The sequence below is a fragment of the Prolixibacter denitrificans genome (genome assembly GCF_003014495.1).
Taxonomy (GTDB): Bacteria; Bacteroidota; Bacteroidia; order Bacteroidales; family Prolixibacteraceae; genus Prolixibacter; species Prolixibacter denitrificans.
Genome location: NZ_PYGC01000003.1, coordinates 283319 through 305759, shown reverse-complemented (window position 1 = coordinate 305759; position 22441 = coordinate 283319). Strand labels below are relative to the sequence as shown.

At 46.5% G+C, this 22441-nt stretch carries 18 protein-coding genes; 11 read left to right on the top strand and 7 right to left on the bottom strand.

Features of this window, described 5'->3' with window-relative positions:
* Positions 1 to 59 precede the first annotated feature (59 nt).
* The 3 genes from rocD to CLV93_RS08145 all read right to left on the bottom strand — a co-directional run bounded on the left by rocD (position 60) and on the right by CLV93_RS08145 (position 6019).
* Positions 60 to 1277, bottom strand: a complete 1218-nt coding sequence (gene rocD, locus CLV93_RS08155; RefSeq protein WP_281351393.1) for an ornithine--oxo-acid transaminase — start codon at positions 1275 to 1277, stop codon at positions 60 to 62.
* 156 nt (positions 1278 to 1433) lie between these two features.
* Positions 1434 to 3482: a vWA domain-containing protein gene (locus CLV93_RS08150; protein ID WP_106541687.1), complete on the bottom strand. Its 2049-nt coding sequence runs from the start codon at positions 3480 to 3482 to the stop codon at positions 1434 to 1436.
* A 77-nt stretch (positions 3483 to 3559) separates the two neighbouring features.
* A complete protein-coding gene (locus tag CLV93_RS08145) occupies positions 3560 to 6019 on the bottom strand; it encodes a TonB-dependent receptor (protein ID WP_170108895.1) in 2460 nt (819 codons plus the stop codon).
* A 171-nt stretch (positions 6020 to 6190) separates the two neighbouring features.
* Here CLV93_RS08145 and CLV93_RS08140 point away from each other — a divergent pair, with 171 nt between their 5' ends.
* The 6 genes from CLV93_RS08140 to CLV93_RS08115 all read left to right on the top strand — a co-directional run bounded on the left by CLV93_RS08140 (position 6191) and on the right by CLV93_RS08115 (position 11415).
* Positions 6191 to 7393, top strand: a complete 1203-nt coding sequence (locus CLV93_RS08140) for an anaerobic sulfatase maturase (RefSeq protein ID WP_106541685.1) — start codon at positions 6191 to 6193, stop codon at positions 7391 to 7393.
* Positions 7394 to 7398: 5 nt separating this feature from the next.
* Positions 7399 to 7824 (top strand): arsenate reductase/protein-tyrosine-phosphatase family protein, encoded by a 426-nt coding sequence (locus CLV93_RS08135; protein ID WP_106541684.1) that lies wholly within the window; start codon positions 7399 to 7401, stop codon positions 7822 to 7824.
* 11 nt (positions 7825 to 7835) lie between these two features.
* Positions 7836 to 8576 carry a CAP domain-containing protein gene (locus CLV93_RS08130; protein WP_106541683.1) on the top strand — a complete coding sequence of 247 codons (741 nt, stop codon included), beginning with the start codon at positions 7836 to 7838 and terminating at the stop codon, positions 8574 to 8576.
* A 29-nt stretch (positions 8577 to 8605) separates the two neighbouring features.
* Entirely contained in the window at positions 8606 to 9019 is a 414-nt protein-coding gene (locus CLV93_RS08125; RefSeq protein WP_106541682.1) for a secondary thiamine-phosphate synthase enzyme YjbQ, read from the top strand.
* 177 nt (positions 9020 to 9196) lie between these two features.
* Positions 9197 to 10810 (top strand): thiamine pyrophosphate-dependent enzyme, encoded by a 1614-nt coding sequence (locus CLV93_RS08120; protein ID WP_106541681.1) that lies wholly within the window; start codon positions 9197 to 9199, stop codon positions 10808 to 10810.
* Positions 10811 to 10833: 23 nt separating this feature from the next.
* Positions 10834 to 11415, top strand: coding sequence for an indolepyruvate oxidoreductase subunit beta (locus tag CLV93_RS08115; protein WP_106541680.1), 582 nt, complete (start codon positions 10834 to 10836; stop codon positions 11413 to 11415).
* Between the two features lie 68 nt (positions 11416 to 11483).
* On the opposite strand, the gene CLV93_RS08110 is transcribed toward CLV93_RS08115, so the two are convergent.
* Positions 11484 to 13298, bottom strand: a complete 1815-nt coding sequence (locus CLV93_RS08110; protein WP_106541679.1) for a bifunctional lysophospholipid acyltransferase family protein/GNAT family N-acetyltransferase — start codon at positions 13296 to 13298, stop codon at positions 11484 to 11486.
* A 172-nt stretch (positions 13299 to 13470) separates the two neighbouring features.
* Here CLV93_RS08110 and CLV93_RS08105 point away from each other — a divergent pair, with 172 nt between their 5' ends.
* Positions 13471 to 15372: a YgiQ family radical SAM protein gene (locus tag CLV93_RS08105; protein ID WP_106541859.1), complete on the top strand. Its 1902-nt coding sequence runs from the start codon at positions 13471 to 13473 to the stop codon at positions 15370 to 15372.
* Here the strand turns inward: CLV93_RS08105 and mnmL are convergent.
* The gene (gene mnmL, locus CLV93_RS08100; RefSeq protein WP_106541678.1) at positions 15369 to 16334 is read right to left on the bottom strand and encodes a tRNA modification radical SAM protein MnmL/YtqA; all 966 of its coding nucleotides are present in this window, start codon (positions 16332 to 16334) and stop codon (positions 15369 to 15371) included. The two genes, CLV93_RS08105 and mnmL, sit on opposite strands and share 4 nt — an antisense overlap.
* 156 nt (positions 16335 to 16490) lie before the next feature.
* Between mnmL and CLV93_RS08095 the strand changes: the two genes are divergently transcribed.
* The 4 genes from CLV93_RS08095 (at position 16491) to CLV93_RS08080 (ending at position 21300) form a co-directional block, all read left to right on the top strand.
* Complete coding sequence (locus CLV93_RS08095) at positions 16491 to 18035, top strand: DUF4301 family protein (RefSeq protein ID WP_106541677.1); 1545 nt, start codon at positions 16491 to 16493, stop codon at positions 18033 to 18035.
* A 56-nt stretch (positions 18036 to 18091) separates the two neighbouring features.
* Positions 18092 to 19516, top strand: coding sequence for a tetratricopeptide repeat protein (locus CLV93_RS08090; RefSeq protein WP_106541676.1), 1425 nt, complete (start codon positions 18092 to 18094; stop codon positions 19514 to 19516).
* 105 nt (positions 19517 to 19621) lie between these two features.
* Positions 19622 to 20554, top strand: coding sequence for a DUF368 domain-containing protein (locus CLV93_RS08085; RefSeq protein WP_106541675.1), 933 nt, complete (start codon positions 19622 to 19624; stop codon positions 20552 to 20554).
* On the top strand, positions 20551 to 21300 hold the full coding sequence (locus tag CLV93_RS08080) for a shikimate dehydrogenase family protein (protein WP_106541674.1): 750 nt from the start codon (positions 20551 to 20553) through the stop codon (positions 21298 to 21300). The genes CLV93_RS08085 and CLV93_RS08080 overlap by 4 nt, the downstream gene beginning before the upstream one ends.
* Here CLV93_RS08080 and truA read toward each other — a convergent pair.
* A complete protein-coding gene (gene truA / locus CLV93_RS08075) occupies positions 21297 to 22067 on the bottom strand; it encodes a tRNA pseudouridine(38-40) synthase TruA (protein WP_106541673.1) in 771 nt (256 codons plus the stop codon). The genes CLV93_RS08080 and truA overlap by 4 nt on opposite strands.
* Complete coding sequence (locus CLV93_RS08070) at positions 22067 to 22363, bottom strand: type II toxin-antitoxin system RelE/ParE family toxin (RefSeq protein WP_146141985.1); 297 nt, start codon at positions 22361 to 22363, stop codon at positions 22067 to 22069. Before CLV93_RS08070 ends, truA begins: the two co-directional genes overlap by 1 nt.
* Positions 22364 to 22441 lie beyond the last annotated feature (78 nt).

The window sequence follows — 22441 nt, the reverse complement described above, 5'->3', positions numbered from 1 at the left end:
AAAAATAAAAAGGCCACTCCAATGCGGAGAGGCCTTTTTTTGTGTCTGACGTTTTGTATTTATTCGAATTCAGCGAATGCTTTTTTGATCAGAGAGATGGCTTCAGCCATTTGCTCCTCGGTGATAGTAAGCGGCGGAGTGAAACGAATGGTGTGCTCGTGGGTTGGTTTAGCGATAAGACCGTGCTCTTTCATCGCGAGACAAACATCCCATGCCGTTTTACCGTTGGTTGGTTTAATCTGAATTGCGTTCAGCAAACCTTTTCCGCGTACTTCCTGAATCAACGGCGAGTCGATGGCTTTCATCTCCTTGCGGAAATAAGCGCCAATCTTTTCGGAGTTATCCACCAGGTTCTCTTCCTGCAGTACTTCCAGAGCGGCAATCGCAACTTTTGCGGCAATTGGGTTTCCACCGTACGTAGAACCGTGTTCTCCCGGTTTAATGGTCAGCATAACATCATCGTCGGCCAACACGCAGGAAACGGGCATTAAACCGCCTGAAATGGCTTTCCCGAGTACCAGAATGTCCGGACGAACATCTTCGTGGTCGCAGGCCAGCATTTTGCCTGTACGGCCCAGTCCGGTTTGCACTTCGTCGGCAACGAAAAGAACGTTGTGTTTTTCACACAATGCTTTGGCTTTTTTCAGGTAACCATCTTCCGGAACGTAAACACCGGCTTCAGCCTGAATCGGCTCAACGAGGAAACCTGCCGTATTCGGATTCTTCAGCTCTGCTTCGAGTGCTTCCAAATCGTTATACGGAACTTTTACAAACCCAGGCGTATAAGGTCCGTAGTCGCCATATGCATCCGGGTCAGTCGACATCGAAATGATGGAAATGGTACGTCCGTGGAAGTTGCCGTCGCAGCAAATAATGCGGGCTTCATTCTGCGGAACGCCTTTTACTTTATATGCCCATTTGCGAATCAGCTTCAGCGCTGTTTCGTCGGCTTCGGCGCCCGAGTTCATCGGCAGCATTTTATCGTAGCCAAACAGCTTGGTGATGTACTCTTCCCACTCACCGAGTACGTTGTTATAAAAAGCACGTGACGTCAGCGCCAGTTTATTGGCTTGCTCAGTCAATGCTTTTACAATTTTTGGGTGCGAATGTCCTTGGTTTACCGCCGAGTAAGCAGCCAGGAAGTCATAATATTTTTTGCCTTCCACGTCCCATACAAAAATACCTTCGCCTCTTTCCAGTACAACGGGAAGCGGGTGATAGTTATGTGCTCCGTATTGATCCTCACGGGCAATGTAGTCTTTCGTCGTCATATTCATACGTAATATGGTTTTATACAATTGGAAATTTATCAGCGGGAGTTGAAGCTAAAGGATTTAATTGGCATTATCAAAATGTTCTGCAATAGCCCCGTTTTTATTTTGACGTTAAACCGGAAGCGAAAGATGAAAAGTGGTTGCTAATTTGTTACCGGATTATTTCCAAAAACGGATAATTAAAACTTCAGCCAGAAGGGCCATGATGGCGAGCACCAGGAATAACCTCCAAAGTTGTCTCCCATTATGTACGACATCGAAGTGAGCAGAAAGTTCAGTCTTTGATGCGGTAATAAAATGCACCTTTTGGAAGCCAGTTTGTTGGAGTTGCTCTCTGAGTTGGTCGGCGTTGTAACAATCCGGGGCAGATTCTTTCCGATCGTAATTAAAAGCCAGCGGTAACGTTCCGTTTCCGGATGTCAATTCGTAGTTTCCGGCCTGGGTAACGGCATCGGTTTTCATTTGAAATCGGTTTCCCGGAAGAGGCTGTATGGTGGGCAGCCAATCGAACGAGTTGCCAACTCCTTTTAGTTGCATTTCGCTCTGTGTATTTCCGTTTCCCGGAAAGGGAAGGTCAATCACTTTATTTTGCCCGATGGTGTAATACAGCGGTGAACCTTGCACACTGTTCAGCACCATTTTGTATATCAGGGGAACAAACAACGCATTGGTGAAGAATGCACGGTTTTCCTGCGATGATGGCAGCGTAAAGAGGAAGAATTTTCCTTTGCCGGGTTGGCTTTCGCTCAGAAGCAGATTTCCGTTAGCCAGCGTAAGAATAGGCAATACCCTGGTCTGAACGGTTTGACTGGGCAAATGAATTTTCACTTCCGGCAAATCGCCATCCGGATGGGGACCACTGAAAACATCCTGGAAAAGCGGATTCGTGACATCAAGCTTTGCGATGCGCATGGAAGTTGTGTCGGCAGTTGTGGAAAAAGGATTTCCCTGCATTTCGTTGATGAAGCGGTTGTATGATTCCAGATCACCGTTTTTCGCCGGGAAAAAGACAACCGTTCCGCCTTGTCGGATAAATTGGGCCAGACTTGCTGTCAACCCGGAAGAAACTTCCGGAAGTTGAGTAAGAAAAACAATTTGTTGCTTACTGAATTCGCCGGTTCGGACCTGTTGCCAGCTAACTTCCTGGTAATGCACCAGGCTGTCGGTTTTTAGTAATGCAGAAAGATATTTAGTCCCTTCTTCGTTGCCGTGAATCACCAGTGCTTTAATCCGTCCGGTTACCCGGAAGCCGATGTAAAGCGTGTTGTCATAGGTAACCGGATAATCGGTCAATTCCACCTGGGCATTTTTAATTCCCGCACTTCGGGCAGTGAATTTCAGCGAAACGGTTTTTTCTTGGTTGGGCTTCAGGTCAAAACTGGTGACAGCACGCAGCGAGTCGTTTTCGATGTAACGCATGGGAACGTCTGCCAACTCCTGAGCTCCGTTATTTCTGACCCGGGCATAAAGTGTTTCTGCGGTCCCTTTAATTCTTCCGGGTACGGCAAACCAGACTGAATCAACGAGGAGATTGTCGGATTGCTGTGCCTTTAACAAATCAATATTCAGGCTCAACGAAGTGTCAGCCTTTATTCGCCCTATATCTGCTATGTTTTTCTGAAAATCGCTGAACAGGTAGACCGAATTTGGGCTGGCATTCTTTTCGCTTTTCAGTCGTCGGGAAAGCACCCGAATGATTTGCGAAAGTGGCGGACGGGCCGGCGTGGCTTCCACTGCGCTGATTCGGTTGATCAACATACTCCGGTCGAGCAAACGCTGGTTTTGCAGCGATAAATCGTTCGTGACCAATGCAAACTTGGTATCAGCCGGATAAGCATTAGCCAGGTTCAGCGCTTCCTGTTTGGCCTGTTCCAGCAGGTTGTTTCCCTCGGAGCCGGCCAGCATACTGAAGGAATTGTCGATGTAAATGCCTGCTTTATTCAAATTGGTATCCGTTGAGGCATTCTTTGGAGGAATAAAAGGGTGAGCGAAAGCGGTAACCAGAAATGCGATTGCCAATATCCGACTGGCGAGTATCAACAATTCCTTCAGATGCTTTTGCTGTTTCTTCTCCTTCTTCAGTTGGCTTAGGGCCCTGACATTACTGAAATAAACCGTGGTGTAACGCCGGAACTTAAAAATGTGAATAATAATGGGAATGAGAATCAGGAACAGCGCCCAGAAATATGTCGGATATAAAAAGGTCATTTGCTTTAGCGTTGAATTAAGGTGTTAATCATTCCCGGCTCCGAAATTAGCTGAAAATCGGAAATCCGCCAAGGCCGTTAAAATCGGGCCGAAAGTTTCAGGTTGATTCTTCTTCCCGTCAGGTAATTGGGTACCGCATGCATTTGATTGTAGACGTCGGTTACCCAGAAGTAAGAAATGGTGTTGTTGATGTCCATCAGATTGAAAACCTCCAGAGAAATGGACGCAGCTTTCATGCCCAATCGGTTTTTTATGTTGTGGTTGTCACCGGAAAACAATGTTTTGGTGAAGCCGATATCCACGCGGCGGTAAGGCGGCATCCTGAAAGTGTCCATCCAACGTTCGTTGTTTGGTGGACCGAAAGGCAATTTCGAACCGTAATGCAGCGTCAGGTACATCTTGATGGATGGATATCCCGGAAAGTAATCCTGGAAAAAGAGACTGAAATTGACACGTTGATCGGTTGGGCGCGGAATGTAACCCGGATAAACAATTTGCGTATTTCCGTTCGCATCGGTAATCGTGTAATGGTCGCCGATAATGTCTTCCTCCGTTTTCATGAGCGAAAGGCTGGCCCATGACTGAATGCCGCTGACGAACTCACCGTTCAGTTTCATGTCGAGACCATACGCATAACCCTTGGCCACTTCTCCCGAAAGGTAACGGATGCGGATATTGTCAATCTGGTAGGGGATCAGATTTTTGAGCGACTTGTAATAAACTTCGGAAGAGAGTTTAAACGGACGTTCCCACAGTCTAAACAGATGGTCGACGCCGACCACATAATGGGTTGCATCCTGAGCTTTTACATTCCGGTTGATTTGTCCATCGAGGGTCTGTAGTTCCTTGAAAAAGGGCATTTGCTGGTATTTCCCCCAGGCCAGCCGAAAAACGTAGTTTTTTTGCCAGTTTGGGTACCACGTGGCCGAAACGCGAGGACTCACAATGGTTTGTTCATTGAAATCCCAGTATTGAGCCCGGATTCCACCGTTCAGGTTGAGATTGCCGTCTGACAGTGGAATGTTCCAGGTATCCTGAATAAATCCGGAAAAGCGATTGCTGCTGATGTTATTTTTTGCATTCACCGATTGGTAAAGCTCCACCATCTGGTCGTTTCGCGGTAGTGAATAACCGGCCGAATCGCGCATTTGCCATTCGTTGATTTTTTCGTCAAAGGTTTCATGCCTGAATTGCAATCCCCAGTCTACTTTGTGATTCCCTTCCCTAAGTTCACCACGATGCTCGATGCTCATTACTCTGGCATCGAGATTGTTGCGGGCATGGTCGAGATAGGAGCCAATGCCAATGTTCATAGTACTGTCAGCGTAAGTAGCCGAGCCGGGAGAAATATCCACTTCGTTCAATAAGTATTGCCCCTGGATGTCATATCGTTCTGCTTCCACCGAGTGAAAAGCGGAAGCGGTTAGTTTCAAGTGAAGCTCATCTATTGGATGATAATTCAGATTCAACGCGCCCAATTTCGTTTCGTACCGGTCCTTTTCCTGTCCGTCGAAGTAAATTTTTAGCTGGTACACCTGACTCCAGGTTCCGTATTGTGTTTCTCGGGTTGTCGGAATAAACTGATAAACATTCGAAGCAATATTTCCAAGGAAACCCAGCGTGAGTTTCGGTGAAAACTGATAGGTGAGATACGTTTGGAAATCAAGGAAGTTGGGAGAATAATCTCCCTTTTGGTCCAATGTTCCCAACAGGTAACGATTGGTTTTGTATCGGATTCCCGTGATGTGGGTGAACCGGTTTTTCAACGCTGTTCCTTCCATATGAGCGGAAGCTCCCAGTAAACTCACTTCCGCGGACGCGGCGGTTTGTTTTGGTTTCCGGTAATGAATATCTAGTACCGAAGACATTTTGTCGCCGTAGGAAGCATCGAAACCTCCTGACGAAAACTCAATGGACGAAACCATGTCAGGATTGATAACACTCAAACCTTCCTGTTGCCCGGAACGAACAAGGAAAGGCCGGTAAACTTCGATTCCGTTGATGTACACTAAATTTTCGTCGAAGTTCCCGCCGCGAACTGAGTAACGGGAACTAAGTTCGTTGTTGGAATAAACGCCGGGCATGGTTTTCAGTAATGCTTCCACACCACCACCCGAAACTTCCGGAATGTGTGTTGTTAGTTTCGGGTTGATTGTGGTCATCCCGTTTTTTTCGCGGCGGGATTCCGAAACCGTTACTTCGTCTATTTCTCCGGGGAGCAGCTTCAATACTGGTGTGATCGTTTTTTCTTCACCGGGAGCGAGTCGAATTTTCATCTCGACCGATTGATAACCCACCCGGGAGATAAAAAGTGTTTCCTCTTTTCGTGCCGGAACCTGTAAAATAAACCGGCCATTTTCGTCGGTGCTGGTTCCAACAGCCAGACCTTTGAGCGAAATGTTCACCAATTCGAGCGGAGCTCCTTTCTCGTCGGTCACCTGTCCTTTGACATGAGCCGTCAACGTCTGACTTTTTCCTGTTAAAGGAATAGCCAGCAAACAAATGAGCATAGAAAAAGCGACGAAAAATTTTCTCATAAGAATCGGGCGCTTCAACGTGAATTTGGTTACCATAAAGATGGTTAAATCGTCTGAATTGAGCGAATTTAAACTAAAGGAATGATTTTCTCTCGCTCATATTTTTGACTATGTTTGCAAATATCACATAATTGTGAGACTGAGAAAGAATTGTAGAGTATAGATTTTTCCGTGAGCGTACATTACAAACCATTGAACTCGGTGCTGGTAAAACCTGCCGGCCCTGACTGTAATCTTGATTGCAGTTATTGCTTTTACCTGGAGAAGGACGAGCTGTTTCCGGATACGAAAGTACACCGGATGTCGCCGGAAATCCAGGAAGAGATGATAAGGCAGGTGATGCAGCAGTCGGGACAAAATGTTTCCATTGCCTGGCAGGGCGGTGAACCGGCTTTGATGGGACTGGATTTCTACAAACGAGCCATTGAGCTGGAGAAGAAATATGGTTACGGAAAAGCCATCGGCAACGGTTTTCAAACCAACGGAACGTTATTGAACCGCGATTGGGCCAAATTTTTCAAGGAATACGACTGGCTCATTGGTTTATCGCTGGACGGGCCGCAACATATTCACGACCATTTTCGTAAGGATAAAGGCGAGCAGCCGACCTGGGAAAAAGTGGAGAATGTGGCGAAGATGTTGTTGGAAGAGGGCGTGGCTGTGAATGCCATGTGTTGCGTGACCGATTATTCGGCTGATTATGCAGCGGAGCTTTACGATTATTATAAGAGTCTCGGCTTAACTTATATGCAGTTCATTCCCATAGTGGAACCGGACAAGGATGATCCCACCCAAGCTGCATCCTTTTCGGTAACAGCAGAAAAATACGGCAAGTTTCTGGTAGAGCTTTTCGATTTATGGCTGGCCGATTTCGAAAACGGACAACCCACCACGTCCATTCGTCACTTCGAAACGGTTTTTCACACGTATGTGGGAATGGAAGCCCCCGAGTGTGCATTTATGCGCGAATGCGGAGTTTACACGGTGATTGAGCACAACGGCAATGTTTATTCATGTGACTTTTTTGTCGATCCGAAATACCGTTTGGGAAATATTCGGCATGACAAAATTGTTAATATGTTGAATTCCAAAAAACAACAGGCTTTTGGACGTGCGAAGAGTGCTGTTCCTGTAAAATGTCGTCAATGCCGTTGGTATACGAAATGTTACGGTGGTTGCACGAAGGACCGGATTAAGGACCCGCGCGATCATCGGAAACCACGTTTTTGTGATGCATACATGATGTTTTTCGAACATGCCGATGGAGTGCTGTCTCAAATGGCTGCTGAATGGAAGAAACAGCAGGCAGATTACCAGGAGTATCAGCAAACCGGCGGGACGTATAATGCATTTAAGGATTTTGTGAAGAAATAATTTTTATGGCGAAAGTTTTGATATTGACCACTGAAAACGCTGCCCGTTCGCAAATGCTGGAGGGATGGCTGCGCTATTATACGCGAAACAATGTGGTGATTCGAAGCGCTGGTTTGAAGCCCTGCAACATGGATGCGTTTGCTGTAAAGGCAATGATTGAGGCAGTGGTGGATATCCGGGAAGCCAAAAGTAAAACACTGGGAGAGTTGGACGAGACTCATTTCGACCAAATCATAACGCTTACCCCCTTGGCGACCAGTGAAGCGATGAGTAAATACCCGTCGGCAACAGTGGAGGAGGCCATTTTTGACGATCCGAAGCTGGCGACGGGTGAGGAGAAAGAGCGATTGAAAATATATCGCCAGAGTGTAGATGAGATAGATGATTATGCCTTTAACTATGCGGTTCGCAAGTTAGGGCTGGAATTTTAAAAAGGGGGAAAATGAAACAGAAAAAACAGAAGAATTATTGGGTCGCCGGCCGGATAATGGCCGTATTATTTTTAATAGCGCTGGCATGGAGCTGTTCGACAGACGATTCGTTGGTTCCTTTACCGAATCAATCAGGTAGCGGGAGCGTTCAGGATTCAACGTCAACAGCCACGACGGATACCACGTCAACTTCAACGTCGACACCACCGGACACAACATCCACCACGCCGTCGGGGAATGTAACATTCAAAGATGCGATGTTGGCCGAAATCAATTTTGCCCGGACGAAGCCGGCAGATTATGCCAACCAGCGGTTGAAAAGCGAGTATAATTCAGGTACAGACAATGGAGCGTACAATGATTTAACCAGCCGCTCTGCTGTAAATGCCTTAACTTTGAATGACCTGCTGACCACTTCAGCAACCAAATATGCGAAGTACATGGCCGACAACAATGTTTTCGGGCACACCGAAAACGGGACGCCGCAATCGCGGGCTCAGGCCGAAGGTTACACTGGCTCGGTTGGAGAAAATATTGCTGCCGGCTCGTATCCATCCTACAACGCCGAATCGGATCCGAATGGAGCGGCCATTGCATTTGTCAAGCTGCTGATTATCGATACAGGCATATCGGGTGTTGGTCACCGAAAAAATATACTGAATGGTTCGTATCGGGTTGTGGGTATCGGTTTTTACCGGAACACTGCGAGCAAATATGACAACTATCTGGTTCAGGATTTCGGCACCAAATAACCATTCAGAAATCAAAAAGATGAATCGTTATGATGAAGCAATTCGAAATTACTCTTTCGCCATACCGGCGAGGTTACCATTTAATCACCAGCGAAATTCAGCGGCAGCTTCCCGAGTTGCCGAAAATTGGACCGGTCCATTTGCTCATTAAACATACATCGGCGGCGCTTTCGCTGAATGAAAATGCCGATCCATCGGTACGCGATGATTTCGAATCGTTCATGAATAAGTTGGTTCCGGAAAATGATCCGGTTTTCACGCATGTGTTCGAAGGTTCGGATGATATGCCGGCGCATCTGAAGTCGTCTCTTCTTGGCGCAAATCTCACGATTCCGGTGACAAATGGTCGCCTGAACCTCGGAACCTGGCAGGGAATTTATCTTTGCGAATTCAGGAATCGCGGTGGTTCGCGAAAGATTGTGGTGACGATCATGGGGGAATAACCACATATTGCATATCGATTTATTCATCTGGTTTAGAAACATTTTATATTAGGTCATAGCGAATGCAGGACGTTGAATCCTGCATTCGATCATTTTTATTGGTACGTTTTTTCCGTTGCTTTAAGAATCTAATGGACAAGATTCAACAACACAAACCGATAAACGTACATATACGCTATGACTAAAAAATTACTGCTCGGGGCGGAGGCCATCGGACAGGGCGCAATCGACGGAGGAATGTCGGGCGTCTATGCCTATCCCGGGACTCCTTCGACCGAAATTACCGAATATGTTCAGGAAAATACGGTAGCGAAGGAGCGGAATATTCACCGCGAATGGTCAGCTAACGAGAAGACAGCAATGGAAGCAGGGCTGGGCATGTCGTATGCCGGTAAGCGCGCCATGGTCTGCATGAAACACGTGGGATTAAACGTAGCTGCCGATGCATTTGTCAACTCGGCCATTACCGGAGTGAATGGTGGCTTGATTGTCACGGTAGCCGACGATCCTTCGATGCACTCGTCTCAGAACGAACAAGATTCCCGTTTTTACGGAAAATTCTCGATGCTTCCTATTCTGGAGCCATCCAATCAGCAAGAAGCTTACGAAATGGCCCGTACCGGATTTGAATTATCCGAGAAGCTAGGCGTTCCTGTTTTGCTACGTATTACCACCCGTTTGGCACACTCGCGTGCCGGCGTGGAAACCGTTGAACCGATGCCTGAAAATACCGGCTCATTGCCGAAAGACCCGAGACAATTTGTTTTGCTACCGGCCATTGCCCGCAAGCGTTATGCTGGCCTGCTGGAGAAACAGGATTCTTTCCGCGAAAGCGCAGAAAAGGCGTCATTTAATCAGTATTTTGATGGCGAGGACAAAAGTTTGGGAATCATTTGCTGCGGCATCACCTATAATTACCTGAAGGAAAATTATCCCGAGGAATGTCCTTATCCGCATGTGAAACTGAGTCAGTACCCGTTGCCGGAAGATATGCTGAAGAAGCTGGAAGAGCAGGTGGATGAAATTCTGGTGCTGGAAGAAGGTTATCCGTTGGTGGAAGAGATGCTGAGCGGATTCTTCTGTCGTGGCCGTCGCATTTTAGGTCGCCTCGACGGAACACTTCCCCGTATGGGGGAGCTCAATCCTGATCATGTGGCGAATGCGTTGGGCATAAAAGTGAAAAAAGGAGAAAAAGCTCCGGAAGTTATTGCCAACCGCCCTCCCGCACTCTGTAAAGGCTGTAGTCACCACGATACATACAAAGCGTTGAATTTGGTGATGGAGCCATTTGGTGACGGCCATGTATTCTCCGATATTGGTTGTTACACGTTGGGCGCGTTACCTCCTTATTCATCTATCAATTCCTGTGTCGATATGGGGGCATCTATAACCATGGCCAAAGGAGCGGCCGATGCCGGATTGTTTCCGTCGGTTGCTGTGATTGGTGATTCCACGTTTACTCATTCGGGGATGACTGGTTTGCTGGATGCAGTGAATGAAAAAACTCCGATTACAGTTTTGATTTGTGACAACGAATCGGTTTCGATGACCGGAGGTCAGGATTCGGCAGCGTTGGGTAAAATTGAATCCATTTGCCTTGGATTAGGTGTCGATCCGGATCACCTGCATACCATTGAAGCGCATCCCAAAAATCACGATAAGTTGGTAGAATTGCTTGACCGGGAGGTGAATTACGAGGGCGTATCGGTGATTGTTCCTCGAAGGGAATGTATTCAGAAAGCAGCTCGTCGCATCCGCGCCGAAAAGATGAAGAGTGAACAGAACGCTTAGTCAAACCGAAAAAATCAAAACAAATGAAATGTGATATTGTATTGGCAGGCGTTGGCGGACAGGGCATTTTATCGATTGCTGCTGTGCTTGGAATGGCTGCCGTTGAAAACGATTTATATCTCAAACAGGCCGAAACGCATGGAATGAGTCAGCGTGGTGGAGCCGTTCAATCGTACCTTCGATTGTCGGATAATCCCATTTATTCGGATTTAATTCCAGCTGGAGAAGCTGATATTATTCTTTCGGTCGAGCCGATGGAATCGCTTCGTTATTTGCCTTTCTTGTCGAAAAAAGGGTATGTGGTAACCAATACCACGCCCTTTGTGAATATTCCGAATTACCCGGAGCTTGACAAAGTGTTGGGCGAAGTAAAAAAACAACCGCATCACATTGCCATAGATGCGGACAAAGTAGCGAAAGAAGTGGGCAACTCACGCGCATCGAATATGGTGATGCTGGGAGCTGCTTCGCCGTTTATCGATATTCCGTTTGAGCTGATTGAAGACGGAATTCGCAAAATTTTTACGCGGAAAGGAGAGGCGATTGTTAATCTAAACCTCGAAGCATTGCGTGCCGGAAGAAAGTTTGCGGAAGCTAACCGATAGTTATTTATCACACCATAAAATGAAAACGCCCTCTTTTGAAGGGCGTTTTTTATGTCGTTAAGTTGCTCTTATTCTTTTGCTTTATCTGTTTCTGTGTTGGAATAAAACCGTTCCAGAATACTCATGTCGTTCGCTTCTTTCGAAAGGGAAACAATGGTTTCCTGAGGAACATCGAAAAGATCCAAAATAATCAGCCCGTCCAGACAGTTATTGAATTTCGGATCGACATTGAAGCCGATAATTTTGGCGTTCAGTCCCAGGTATTTTTTCAGCAGTACCGGTAATCCTTTGTTGTATTCATCAATATCGCCAATAAACTTATCCAGCGAGCGGATGTCGTCAGTCAGATTCTCGAGCGCTACATTCAGGTTTTCATCCAGCGTGGTCACTTTGTGCCGGTTTCGCGGACGGATATGTTTGGCGCTTTTGTAGTCGTAAAAGTTGGCCATAATATAGCGGATGATCAGCTCCTTCGATTTCTCTGAATACGTATTGCTAATGCTCACCGGTCCAAGTAAATAGCGGTATTCCGGATTCCGCAAGAGAAAATACAGGATACCTTTCCACAGCAGGAACAAAGGCAGCGGTTTCCGCTGGTATTCCTTTACAATGAACGAACGTCCGAGTTCCAACGATTGATTCAATGTGTCTTTAAAACCTTTTTTCATCCGGAAAAGGCTCTGGGTGTAAAATCCCTGAACACCAAACTGCCGGATGATATCAGCTCCCTTTCCAATGCGGTAGGCACCCACAATTTTCTCCTCGTCCCGGTCCCAGATAAACATCTGGTTGTAGTACAGGTCAAACTCGTCGAGGTCGGTGGCGCGGTTGGTACCTTCACCCACTTCCCGGAAGGTAATTTCGCGCAATCTTCCTATTTCATGCAGGATATTGGGCATAACTTCTGAAGGAGCGCAGTATATTGAGTAGTTCTTGATGTCGAAAAGCAAAAAATCCGGATGAAGATTTCGAATCTCTTCCAGAATGGCTTCTTTGGATGCCGGAGCTATAATCTCTTCCGGTTTGGTTTTTCTTTTCAGTGAATAGTTGAAAAAGCGTTTCACTTCCAGACCAGTGTCGAGACAGTACGTTTTTGAGCGGAGGTAACGTCCGTATTGATGTATATCGGTAAACGAATGTTGCTCTTTCACCGGAATGGGATTCCCAATGCGCACCTTGATGGTTTTCCCTTTTTTATTCAGCAACTCCGAAGCCAGTCTGGCTGTTCGAAGTGTCGGGTGAATACGTCCCAGCCAGTGAAACATGCGGCTGTTGGTTCCGTGAAAAAAGATGGGAACTACCGGCACATCTGCTTTCCGGATGAATTTGATGGCGGGATACAACCATTCCCGGTCGGCAATGAAATTGGCAGAGTTGTATTTGGTCGAAACTTCCCCGGCAGGGAAAATGCTGAGAACGCCTCCTTCATTAATGTGGTCGAAAGCAGCTTTCATCCCGCTGACACTCGACCCCGCTTCCGGCATATTCTCAAACGGATTGACTGCGAAAAAGTATTCTCCGATCGGTTTGACCTTTTTCAGCAGGAAATTGGCCAATACTTTCTGATCATCGCGTACCATCGACATTAGTTTGATGAGCAGAATGCCATCGATACCGCCAAACGGATGGTTCGAAACCGTTATAAATCCACCCGTTGCCGGAATGCGTTCCAGGTCCTGCGGATTAAATTCGAGACGGATGTCCAGATAATCAATTAAAGCATCAATGAATTCGATACCCGATTTATTTCCAATTTCTTCGTAGAGCGTATTCAACTCGTTGAAGCGCAGGAGGTGCATCAGGAATTTGGCAAAATATTCACCCCCAAGATATTGGATGAATGGGCTGGCTTTTACCAGGTCTTTAGAGCTAACGATTCCCATGGTTAATTTAACATGTGCTAGGTTGGGCTAAAGATAAAAAAAATGGAATCTGTATGATATGTTTTGGAGAGATGTAACCATTCTGTATGTAAAATGTAAAAATAAAGGCTTTTGAAAATGTAGATGCTGAAAAGTGTAACTTTGCCGCAAACAAAGCAAATTGACTCAGAATTTGAATAGACCAGAAACATCCGGATGGTTGCCGACTTCGGCGAAAGAGATGAAGGCATTGGGATGGGATGCAGCAGATGTGATCCTGTTTACCGGCGATGCGTATGTCGATCATCCTTCTTTCGGAGCAGCGGTAATCGGGCGCATCCTGGAAGCCGCTGGATTGCGGGTGGCGATTGTGCCACAACCCAACTGGACGGATGATTTGCGCGATTTCAAAAAGCTTGGAGAACCTCGTTTGTTTTTTGGCGTTACCGCCGGAAATATGGATTCGATGGTGAACCACTACACGGCCAATCGGCGTCGTCGTTCGAATGACGCTTATACGCCGGGAGGCAGAGCAGGAGCCCGTCCCGACTACGCTTCGGTGGTTTATACGAATATTCTTAAAAAATTATATCCCGACATTCCCGTTGTGCTTGGCGGTATTGAGGCTTCATTACGCCGGCTGACGCATTACGACTACTGGTCGGATAAGCTGAAACCGGGAATTCTGGAAGAGAGTGGTGCCGATTTGCTCTTTTATGGCATGGCCGAAAAATCCATTTCAGAGTTTGCCCGGCTGGTGCAACGGGGCGTTCCCGTGCAATCGCTGACCAACATTCCGCAGACAGCCTTTATGAATCCGGAAGGCGAAAGTTATGCAACAAAGGTCGATTGGGAAGCACTGGAAATCAATGCTCATGAAGAATGTCTGAAGGATAAAAAGAAGTTTGCGGCCAATTTTCGGTACATCGAAGAAGAGTCGAACCGCTGGCAGGCTAATAAACTCGTTCAGCAGGTTGGTCGTCGGCAGATTGTGGTTAATCCACCATGGCCCCCGCTTTCAACTAAGGAAATTGACCAGGTTTACGATTTGCCTTTTACCCGGTTGCCGCATCCTCGCTACAACGGAAAAGGAGCAATCCCGGCCTACGAAATGATTCGTCACTCTATTAACATTCACCGCGGGTGTTTTGGGGGCTGTTCTTTCTGCACGATTTCGGCCCACCAAGGGAAATTTGTGGTTTCCCGTTCCGAAAAATCGGTGATGAAAGAGGTGGAAGCCGTTGTAGACATGCCCGATTTCAAAGGCTACATTTCCGATGTAGGAGGACCATCGGCCAATATGTACCGCATGGCAGGCAAGGATTTGGAGCTTTGTCGCCAGTGCAAACGCCCGTCCTGCATCTATCCATCGGTTTGTAAGAACCTGGAAACTGATCATCGTACGTTAACCGGTTTGTATCAAAAAGTAGCCAGTTTCCCGGGTGTGAAAAAAGCATTCATTGGTAGCGGCATTCGCTACGATTTGGCCTTTCACGAAACCGGTGGTGCGAAAAAAGACGAAGGCAACCTGGAATATCTGCGTGAAGTGATCCGGCACCATGTTTCCGGCCGATTGAAAGTGGCGCCGGAACACACTTCGGATGATGTGTTGAACGTAATGCGCAAGCCTTCATTCGAACTGTTTCGCCGATTAACCACTTTCTTTCATTCTGTGAACCGGAAAGAAGGCCTGAAGCAGCAGTTGATTCCATACTTCATTTCCAGTCATCCGGGAAGTAAGTTGGAGGACATGGCGGAACTAGCAGCTGAAACCAAGGAGTTGGATTTTAAACTGGAGCAGGTGCAGGATTTTACGCCCACGCCGATGACGGTGGCTACCGTGATTTATTATTCAGGATATCATCCGTACACGTTAGAAAAAGTGTTCGTTCCGAAAACCGAGAAGGAGAAACTGGGACAACGAAAATTCTTCTTCTGGTACAAAAAAGAATACCGGAACTCACTGATGCAGGAATTACAACGACTTAACCGGCCCGATTTGGAGAAACGATTGTTTGATGCAGAGCAACAACCGGCTGGAAATAAGAGAAATCAGTCAAAAAGAAAGAAGCCGAAACATCATAAGCGGCGTTAGAGTTTCTGAAAAAGGCGTCCTTGCCAGGTATTTCGTTCTTCCAGACGTTTTTCCACTTTAGCCACAAACTCGAAATTTTTCAGTCCCCAGCGGGGAGCAATCAGCATCTCCGGTGGAGCTGAGCTGACAAACCGTTCGACAATGATTTCAGGATTCAGCCGTTCAAGGTAGTCAACAACCAGTTCCTGGTATTCATCGACAGAGAAAAGATGGAACATCTCGGGCGTGTCAGCATATTGTTTGGCCATTACTGTTCCTTTGTGAATTTGCAGCTGGTGCAATTTCAGATTTTCTACCGGCAACCGGGAAATGATATCAGCCTGTTGCAGCAAGTTGTCCCGGCTTTCGCCCGGAAGTCCCAAAATCATGTGAGCGCAATTATGAATCCCTCTTTTCGATGTTTCTTCCAGCGCTCTGACAGATTCTTCCCAGGCATGGCCACGGTTGATAGCTTTCAACGTGTCGTTATGAACCGATTCAATACCCAGCTCTACCATCACGTAATGCTTTTCTGAAAGCGCTTGCAGGTAGTCGAGCACTTCATTGTCCAGACAATCGGGACGGGTGGCAATGACCAAACCAATGACGCCCGGGTAAGCCAACGCTTCCTCATATAGTTTTCGGAGATCCTCAATCGGAGCGTAGGTGTTGGAGTAGGCTTGAAAATAAGCCAGGAATTTGATGCTGTCGTATTTCTTGCGAAAGAACGCCACGCCTTTTTCCAGCTGACTGGAAACGCTGTTCTCGAGGTTGCAGTAGGTAGGCTTGAAAGTTTTATTGTTGCAGTAGGTACAACCTCTGGTTCCCCGGTTGCCATCACGGTTGGGGCAGGTAAATCCCGCATCGATTGAGATTTTCTGAACCCTTTCATTAAATTTGCGCCTGAAAAAGGTAGGAAAATCGTTGTATCTCCGTTGGTGTCCCCAGGGAAAATTCCTGTTTGAATGTGCATCAGCCCTCATGGCCGCAAAGATAGCGGTTATTTGTTTCTCCGCACAGGGATAAAATTATGTCGAACGGTTCATTTCTTCTTGATAACTTAAGGTTTCGGAGAGGTTTATTCGTTTTTATTTTTTAAACCTTTTTCTATCTTTAGCGACTAAAGTAACTGGTTGATTATGTTTACAGAAAAGGATATTCAGCAAATTAGCAATCGCGGTAGTCAGCTACCGGAAGTAGAACATCAAATCGAGAATTTTAAAAAGGGATTTCCCTTTATGAATGTTCTCCGTCCAGCCACTGTAAACGACGGAATTATAAAGCTCGACGAGGGCCGGATTGAAAGGTACATCGGCATCTTTGAGCACGAGGTCAACCGGGGAATCGCCATCGAAAAGTTTGTACCGGCTTCGGGAGCTGCCAGTCGCATGTTTCAAAAGCTTTTCGCTTTTCAGGATGCAGCCCAATCGCAGGAGCAGGCCGTTTCGCTGTTAAAAGAGGAAGCACATGCCGATGTAAGAGCTTTCTTCGACAACCTCCCGAAATTTGCTTTTTACCATCAGTTGCCCGATGAGCTGAAAAAGGCTGATGGTGACGGACACATATCCTACCGGGAAATTCTGGAATTTGTCTTAACAGAGAAAGGCTTGAATTACGGCTTTCTTCCGAAAGGATTGCTGCAATTTCATCAATATGGCGAGAAATCCAGAACGCCCGTTGAAGAGCACATGGTGGAAGGTGCATTGTATGGGAAGGATTCGGGAAGGCAAGTGAGCTTGCATTTCACTGTATCGCCGGAGCACCTTTCTTACTTTGAAGAGAAAACCGATGAAGCGGCGAAGAAATATGAGCATCAGTACGGCGCTCATTACCAGGTTGGTTTTTCGGAACAGAAACCATCAACCGATACCATCGCGGTAACGCCCAAAAACGAGCCCTTCCGCCAGAAAGACGGCTCATTGCTGTTCAGGCCCGGAGGACACGGAGCATTGCTCGAAAACCTGAACGATATTGACAGCGACATCATCTTTATTAAAAATATTGATAATGTCGTGCCTGACAGACTAAAAGAGCCGACCGTACGTTATAAAAAAGCGTTGGCTGGTGTGTTACTGTATTACCGGCAAAGGGTTTTTAATTACCTTCGCGAGCTGGAAAAAAATTCAGCGGCAGTGCCGGACAAACTCATCGCAGAGATTTCGGATTTTCTGACAAAGGAACTTTGCGTTGAGGCTGTGGAAAGCCAGTATTATACGGAGAAGGAAGATTTGATTCCTTATCTGCGAAATAAACTGAACCGCCCCATCAGGGTTTGCGGTATGGTGAAAAACGGAGGTGAGCCGGGCGGCGGTCCGTTTTGGGCACGCAACGCAGACAATACCATTTCGTTGCAGATTGTGGAAGGAAGTCAGATTGATAAAGAAAATGAGGAGCAAACAAAAATAGTCGGACAATCGACACATTTTAATCCGGTTGATTTGGTGTGTGGGGTTCGCGACAGCAAAGGCGAAAAATTTGACTTGTTGAAGTACCGCGATCCGAATACCGGGTTTATTTCTCATAAATCGAAAGAAGGAAAGCCGCTGAAGGCACAGGAGCTGCCAGGACTTTGGAACGGAGCCATGGCCGACTGGATTACTCTCTTTGTAGAAGTTCCGGTCATCACCTTTAATCCGGTGAAAACCGTCAACGATTTATTGAGAAAAGAACACCAGGACTCCTAAGGATGGGATGATTTTGCGTTGGGTATTTTTAACAGATACGCAGACAGGTAAATTTTATGGAACAAGGAGCTAAGGACGACTACGAAAGCAACGAAATTGCTTTACTAATTGAACGTTATCAGAAGATGCAGCACGAGGAGCGTGTTGAGTTTTTTGATGTAGCAGAGTTTGAATACATCATCGACTATTATTCCGACAGGGGACATCATTCCCATGCGGTAAAGGCGGTGAGGAGCGGATTGCGGCAGCACCCCCAGGCGATTTCCCTGAAAGTGCGGCAGGCCCGTATTCTGCTTACACAGGGAAAAGTAGACGAGGCGAGAGAAATGCTCGAAATGGTAGCTGGAATCGAATCTTCAAATCCGGAGATTTTGCTAATGCTTGGTTCTTGTTACAACTTTTTGGGCGAGAGTCAAAAGGCCACTTATTACTTCGAAGAGGCAGAACGGTTTGCTTACGAAGAAAAAGACGAAGTCCTGTACAGCATTGGGGTAGCATTTATCCAGAACAGCGAATACAGCCGGGCTATTCCGTTTTTTGAAAGAGCTTACCAGGAAAATCCGGAAAACGAGAACGTGATTTACGATTTGGCTTTCAGCTACGACAAGGTAGGTGAGAGCTATAAGTGTATTCAGTATTACAACAAATACCTCGATTTGGATCCGTTCTCGGAATTTGTCTGGTACAACCTGGGAATTGCTTACAACCGGGTGAATGATTTCAACAAGGCAGTTGAAGCATACGATTTCGCGCTGGCGCTCGATGATAATTATGCCTCGGCACTGTTTAACCGGGCGAACTCGCTTGCCAATGCCGAAAGGTTCGAAGAAGCGATTGCCGGTTATGAAGAGTACCTGAAAATCGATGGTGAGTCGGATGAAACTTACTGTTACATTGCTGAATGCTATTTCCATCAGCGGAAATTTAAAGAAGCATTTGATTATTATAAGAAAGCGTTGCAGTTAAATGCCTATAATGCCGAAGCCTGGTATGGCGCTTCGGTGGTATTGCTGGTTGAGGATAAAGTACCGGAGAGTCTGGTATTCCTGAAAAAGGCCATCAAGCTTGAAGAAGATAATGCCGATTTTTGGTTGACCTTTGGCAAGGTTAACTCCACGCTGAATGATTACGAAGAGGCTGAGCAGGCTTTCCAGAAAGCGCTTCAGTTAGACGTGAACAATCCTGAGAGCTGGCTTTCGTTTGCCGACTTCTATTACGAGTACGATCAACTGGCCATGGCCATCGACACTCTGATGAAAGCCAAAAAGCAACATGTAGTGAGTGCTACATTGAACTACCGTTTGACAGCCTATTTGCTCGAGAATGGTGACGAACATCTGGCGATGCACTATTTGGAACAGGCACTGAGCGAAGATTTTAGCCAGTACCATGATTTGTTCGACTTTTGTCCGAAAGCGGTGGAAAGTGAACCGGTCAACCGATTGATTGATAAGTATAAGACGATTAATCATTATCATTAACAATGATTAACTTTTAAAATACTGACAGAATCCGGCCGGAAGCGATTTCGGCCGTTTTTTTGTCTATTTTAGCCAACCGGAAGTCTGAAAATATTAACATAAGCGATGAAGAAATATTTAAACCTGTTCACAAAAGGTTTGGCCATGGGGGCCGCGAATGTCATTCCCGGTGTTTCGGGAGGAACAGTGGCCCTAATAACGGGCATTTTTGAGAAGTTGATTGACAGCATTAAATCCTTCGATTTAACAGCGCTGAAACTCTTGCTGAGTGGTAAATTCCGTCAGTTGGCGAAGCATATCAATCTCGACTTTCTGCTGGCTGTTTTTGCCGGAGTCGCCATCAGCATTTTGACGCTGGCCCGGTTGTTCGATTTTCTGTTCAAGAGTTACCCGATTTACATCTGGTCGTTTTTCTTCGGTTTGATTCTGGCTTCGGTCTATTTTATTGGGAAGACAGTTGAAAAGTGGCGCCTGTCCGTCGTTATCAGCCTGATTGTGGGAACAGCGTTTGCCTTCTCCGTTTCGGTTTTGAGCCCGGCATCGGAAAATTCATCGCTACTCTACCTTTTCATCTGCGGTATCGTGGCGGCTTGTAGCATGATTCTTCCGGGATTGTCCGGCTCATTCGTGCTCATTCTGTTGGGTAATTACCAACTGGTGATGATCGACTCCATTAACGAACTCAACCTGATGGTGTTGTCGCCTGTTGTAGTAGGAGCAGTCGTTGGCCTGGTCGCGTTTTCGCATGTCTTATCGTGGGTTTTCAAAAAATTCAAAGATCAAACCATCGCGTTGCTTACCGGTTTCATTTTAGGTTCCATGGGAATTTTGTGGCCCTGGAAACATCCGGTGTATAAACTCGATGCGCTGGGAAATATCCTGTTAAAGAAAAGTGGCGAGAAAGTGGTTTCCGGTTACGACTGGTACATTCCCGAATCATGGTCAACGGCAGTGATTGTAGCCGTACTGCTAATGGTTGCCGGAATCTTTACCATATACTTGTTGGAGAAATCTGCTCAAACTGTCGAGGAATCATGAAACAAACATTCGGCCTCATTGGATATCCGCTGACGCATTCCTTCTCGAAGAAATTCTTTACCGAAAAGTTTTCCCGGGAGGGGATTGACTCGGTCTACGAAAACTTCGAAATCGACAACATCGATAAGTTGCCGGCTGTCATCCGTGAGAATCCGATACTGAAAGGGCTGAATGTTACCATCCCGTATAAGCAGGATGTTTTTGCCTATCTGGATGAAGTAGATGAGGCGGCGCAGGAAATCGGTGCCGTCAATACCATCCGGATTGAAAGGGAAGGAGCGGTTTATCGCTTGTGCGGATTTAATACCGACGTCATCGGTTTCGGCGATTCCATTCACCCCTTGTTGATGGCGCATCATAAAAAGGCGCTGGTTTTGGGAACCGGCGGCGCTTCCAAAGCGGTTGTCTGGGCATTGCAGAAACTGGGATTGTCTACGGTCTTGGTTTCCCGTTCCCCAAAGGGTGAAGGACAAATTAGCTACCGCGATTTAGATGAGAGTCTGATGGAAGAATATACGGTCGTTGTGAATACTACGCCGCTGGGAACCTATCCGAAAAAAGAAGGTTTGCCGGATATTCCTTATCAGTTTATTACCGAAAAGCACCTGTTGTACGATTTGGTTTACAACCCCGAAAAAACCCGTTTCCTGGAGAAGGGAGAAAAGCAGCGAGCAACCATTAAAAATGGTCTGGACATGCTGCATGGACAGGCACTGGCAGCCTGGGAAATCTGGAATCGGGATTAACCGGGATTTCTAATTAGTCCCTGCGAAATTTCTTCCGGGTAACCGATATCGACCAGAAATAAACCACGGGCGGCAGCACTGGAGCCAGCTACCCGGCGGTCCTTCGCTTCAATAATGCGTCCAATTTCCTCCGGCTCCATTTTTCCCATACCAATATCGAGCATGGTGCCCACCACGGCACGAACCATATTCCGCAGAAAACGGTCCGCTTTGATGGTCAGAATATACCGATCCGGCTCTTCTGTCCAATAAGCTTCCATCATTTTACAAATGCCGGTTTTCGCGTCCGCTCCGGTGCGACTGAAACTGGTAAAATCGGAATAGTTGAAAAGAAGTTGAGCTGCTTCATTCATTTTTTCCGTGTCCAGCAGCCGGTAATGGTGATAGGCAAAAGCCCGGCTAAACGGGTCCTTTTGCTTGGTGATGAAATACTGATATGTACGGTAGGTCGCATCAAAACGGGCATGCGCTTTGTCGTGCACTTTGTAAATATTCTGCACTGAAATATCTGGCGGAAGAAACCGGTTCAACCGGAAAGTGAAATGCTGATCGTCCAGGTTTTCTGATTCGGCATCGAAGTGAGCCACAAAAAAGCTGGCATGTACGCCGGTATCGGTGCGGCCGGCGCCTGTTACGTGAATTTCTTCGCGGGATATGGTCGAGATTGATTTTTCCAGAACTTCCTGCACACTGATAGAGCCGGGCTGGATTTGCCAGCCGTGATAGTTTGCTCCATCGTATGCGAGTTGAATAAAATATCGTTGCATCAGGAATTGTTTACCTTCGGATTTAAGCGGGTATCCACAATGGATTGGATGCAGATTTCCCGGTCGTCAAAGGTAAAAAAAACTGACGTTGTTCGTCCCGGACGGGCAACGTGATAATCACCGGAAGTTGTCGTTGGAAAGCTTTCGGGATTTTGAACCAGTTCTTCCAGGAGCCAGTCGATTTTTCGCTCAAGATTGGTACCGACTCTTGGCGACCATTCTCCGGACAAAAATTTCCGGAGTTGACTGAACTCATTTTCGGCTTTAGGGGTTAATATGACTTTACGTTGGGTCATAGTAAAAAAATATTTTTCCAGCATCTTAAATTAAAGTATTTTAGGAAGTTTTCAAAGCTTTTAGGGTTAACGATTTTT

What these genes read in the sequence shown, in the direction of transcription:
- rocD (WP_281351393.1), bottom strand. Translation starts at nt 1,277, where the DNA reads ATGAATATGACGACGAAAGACTACATTGCCCGTGAGGATCAATACGGA.
- CLV93_RS08150 (WP_106541687.1), bottom strand. Translation starts at nt 3,482, where the DNA reads ATGACCTTTTTATATCCGACATATTTCTGGGCGCTGTTCCTGATTCTC.
- CLV93_RS08145 (WP_170108895.1), bottom strand. Translation starts at nt 6,019, where the DNA reads ATGAGAAAATTTTTCGTCGCTTTTTCTATGCTCATTTGTTTGCTGGCT.
- CLV93_RS08135 (WP_106541684.1), top strand. Translation starts at nt 7,399, where the DNA reads ATGGCGAAAGTTTTGATATTGACCACTGAAAACGCTGCCCGTTCGCAA.
- CLV93_RS08130 (WP_106541683.1), top strand. Translation starts at nt 7,836, where the DNA reads ATGAAACAGAAAAAACAGAAGAATTATTGGGTCGCCGGCCGGATAATG.
- CLV93_RS08125 (WP_106541682.1), top strand. Translation starts at nt 8,606, where the DNA reads ATGATGAAGCAATTCGAAATTACTCTTTCGCCATACCGGCGAGGTTAC.
- CLV93_RS08120 (WP_106541681.1), top strand. Translation starts at nt 9,197, where the DNA reads ATGACTAAAAAATTACTGCTCGGGGCGGAGGCCATCGGACAGGGCGCA.
- CLV93_RS08115 (WP_106541680.1), top strand. Translation starts at nt 10,834, where the DNA reads ATGAAATGTGATATTGTATTGGCAGGCGTTGGCGGACAGGGCATTTTA.
- CLV93_RS08110 (WP_106541679.1), bottom strand. Translation starts at nt 13,298, where the DNA reads ATGGGAATCGTTAGCTCTAAAGACCTGGTAAAAGCCAGCCCATTCATC.
- mnmL (WP_106541678.1), bottom strand. Translation starts at nt 16,334, where the DNA reads ATGAGGGCTGATGCACATTCAAACAGGAATTTTCCCTGGGGACACCAA.
- CLV93_RS08095 (WP_106541677.1), top strand. Translation starts at nt 16,491, where the DNA reads ATGTTTACAGAAAAGGATATTCAGCAAATTAGCAATCGCGGTAGTCAG.
- CLV93_RS08090 (WP_106541676.1), top strand. Translation starts at nt 18,092, where the DNA reads ATGGAACAAGGAGCTAAGGACGACTACGAAAGCAACGAAATTGCTTTA.
- CLV93_RS08085 (WP_106541675.1), top strand. Translation starts at nt 19,622, where the DNA reads ATGAAGAAATATTTAAACCTGTTCACAAAAGGTTTGGCCATGGGGGCC.
- CLV93_RS08080 (WP_106541674.1), top strand. Translation starts at nt 20,551, where the DNA reads ATGAAACAAACATTCGGCCTCATTGGATATCCGCTGACGCATTCCTTC.
- truA (WP_106541673.1), bottom strand. Translation starts at nt 22,067, where the DNA reads ATGCAACGATATTTTATTCAACTCGCATACGATGGAGCAAACTATCAC.
- CLV93_RS08070 (WP_146141985.1), bottom strand. Translation starts at nt 22,363, where the DNA reads ATGACCCAACGTAAAGTCATATTAACCCCTAAAGCCGAAAATGAGTTC.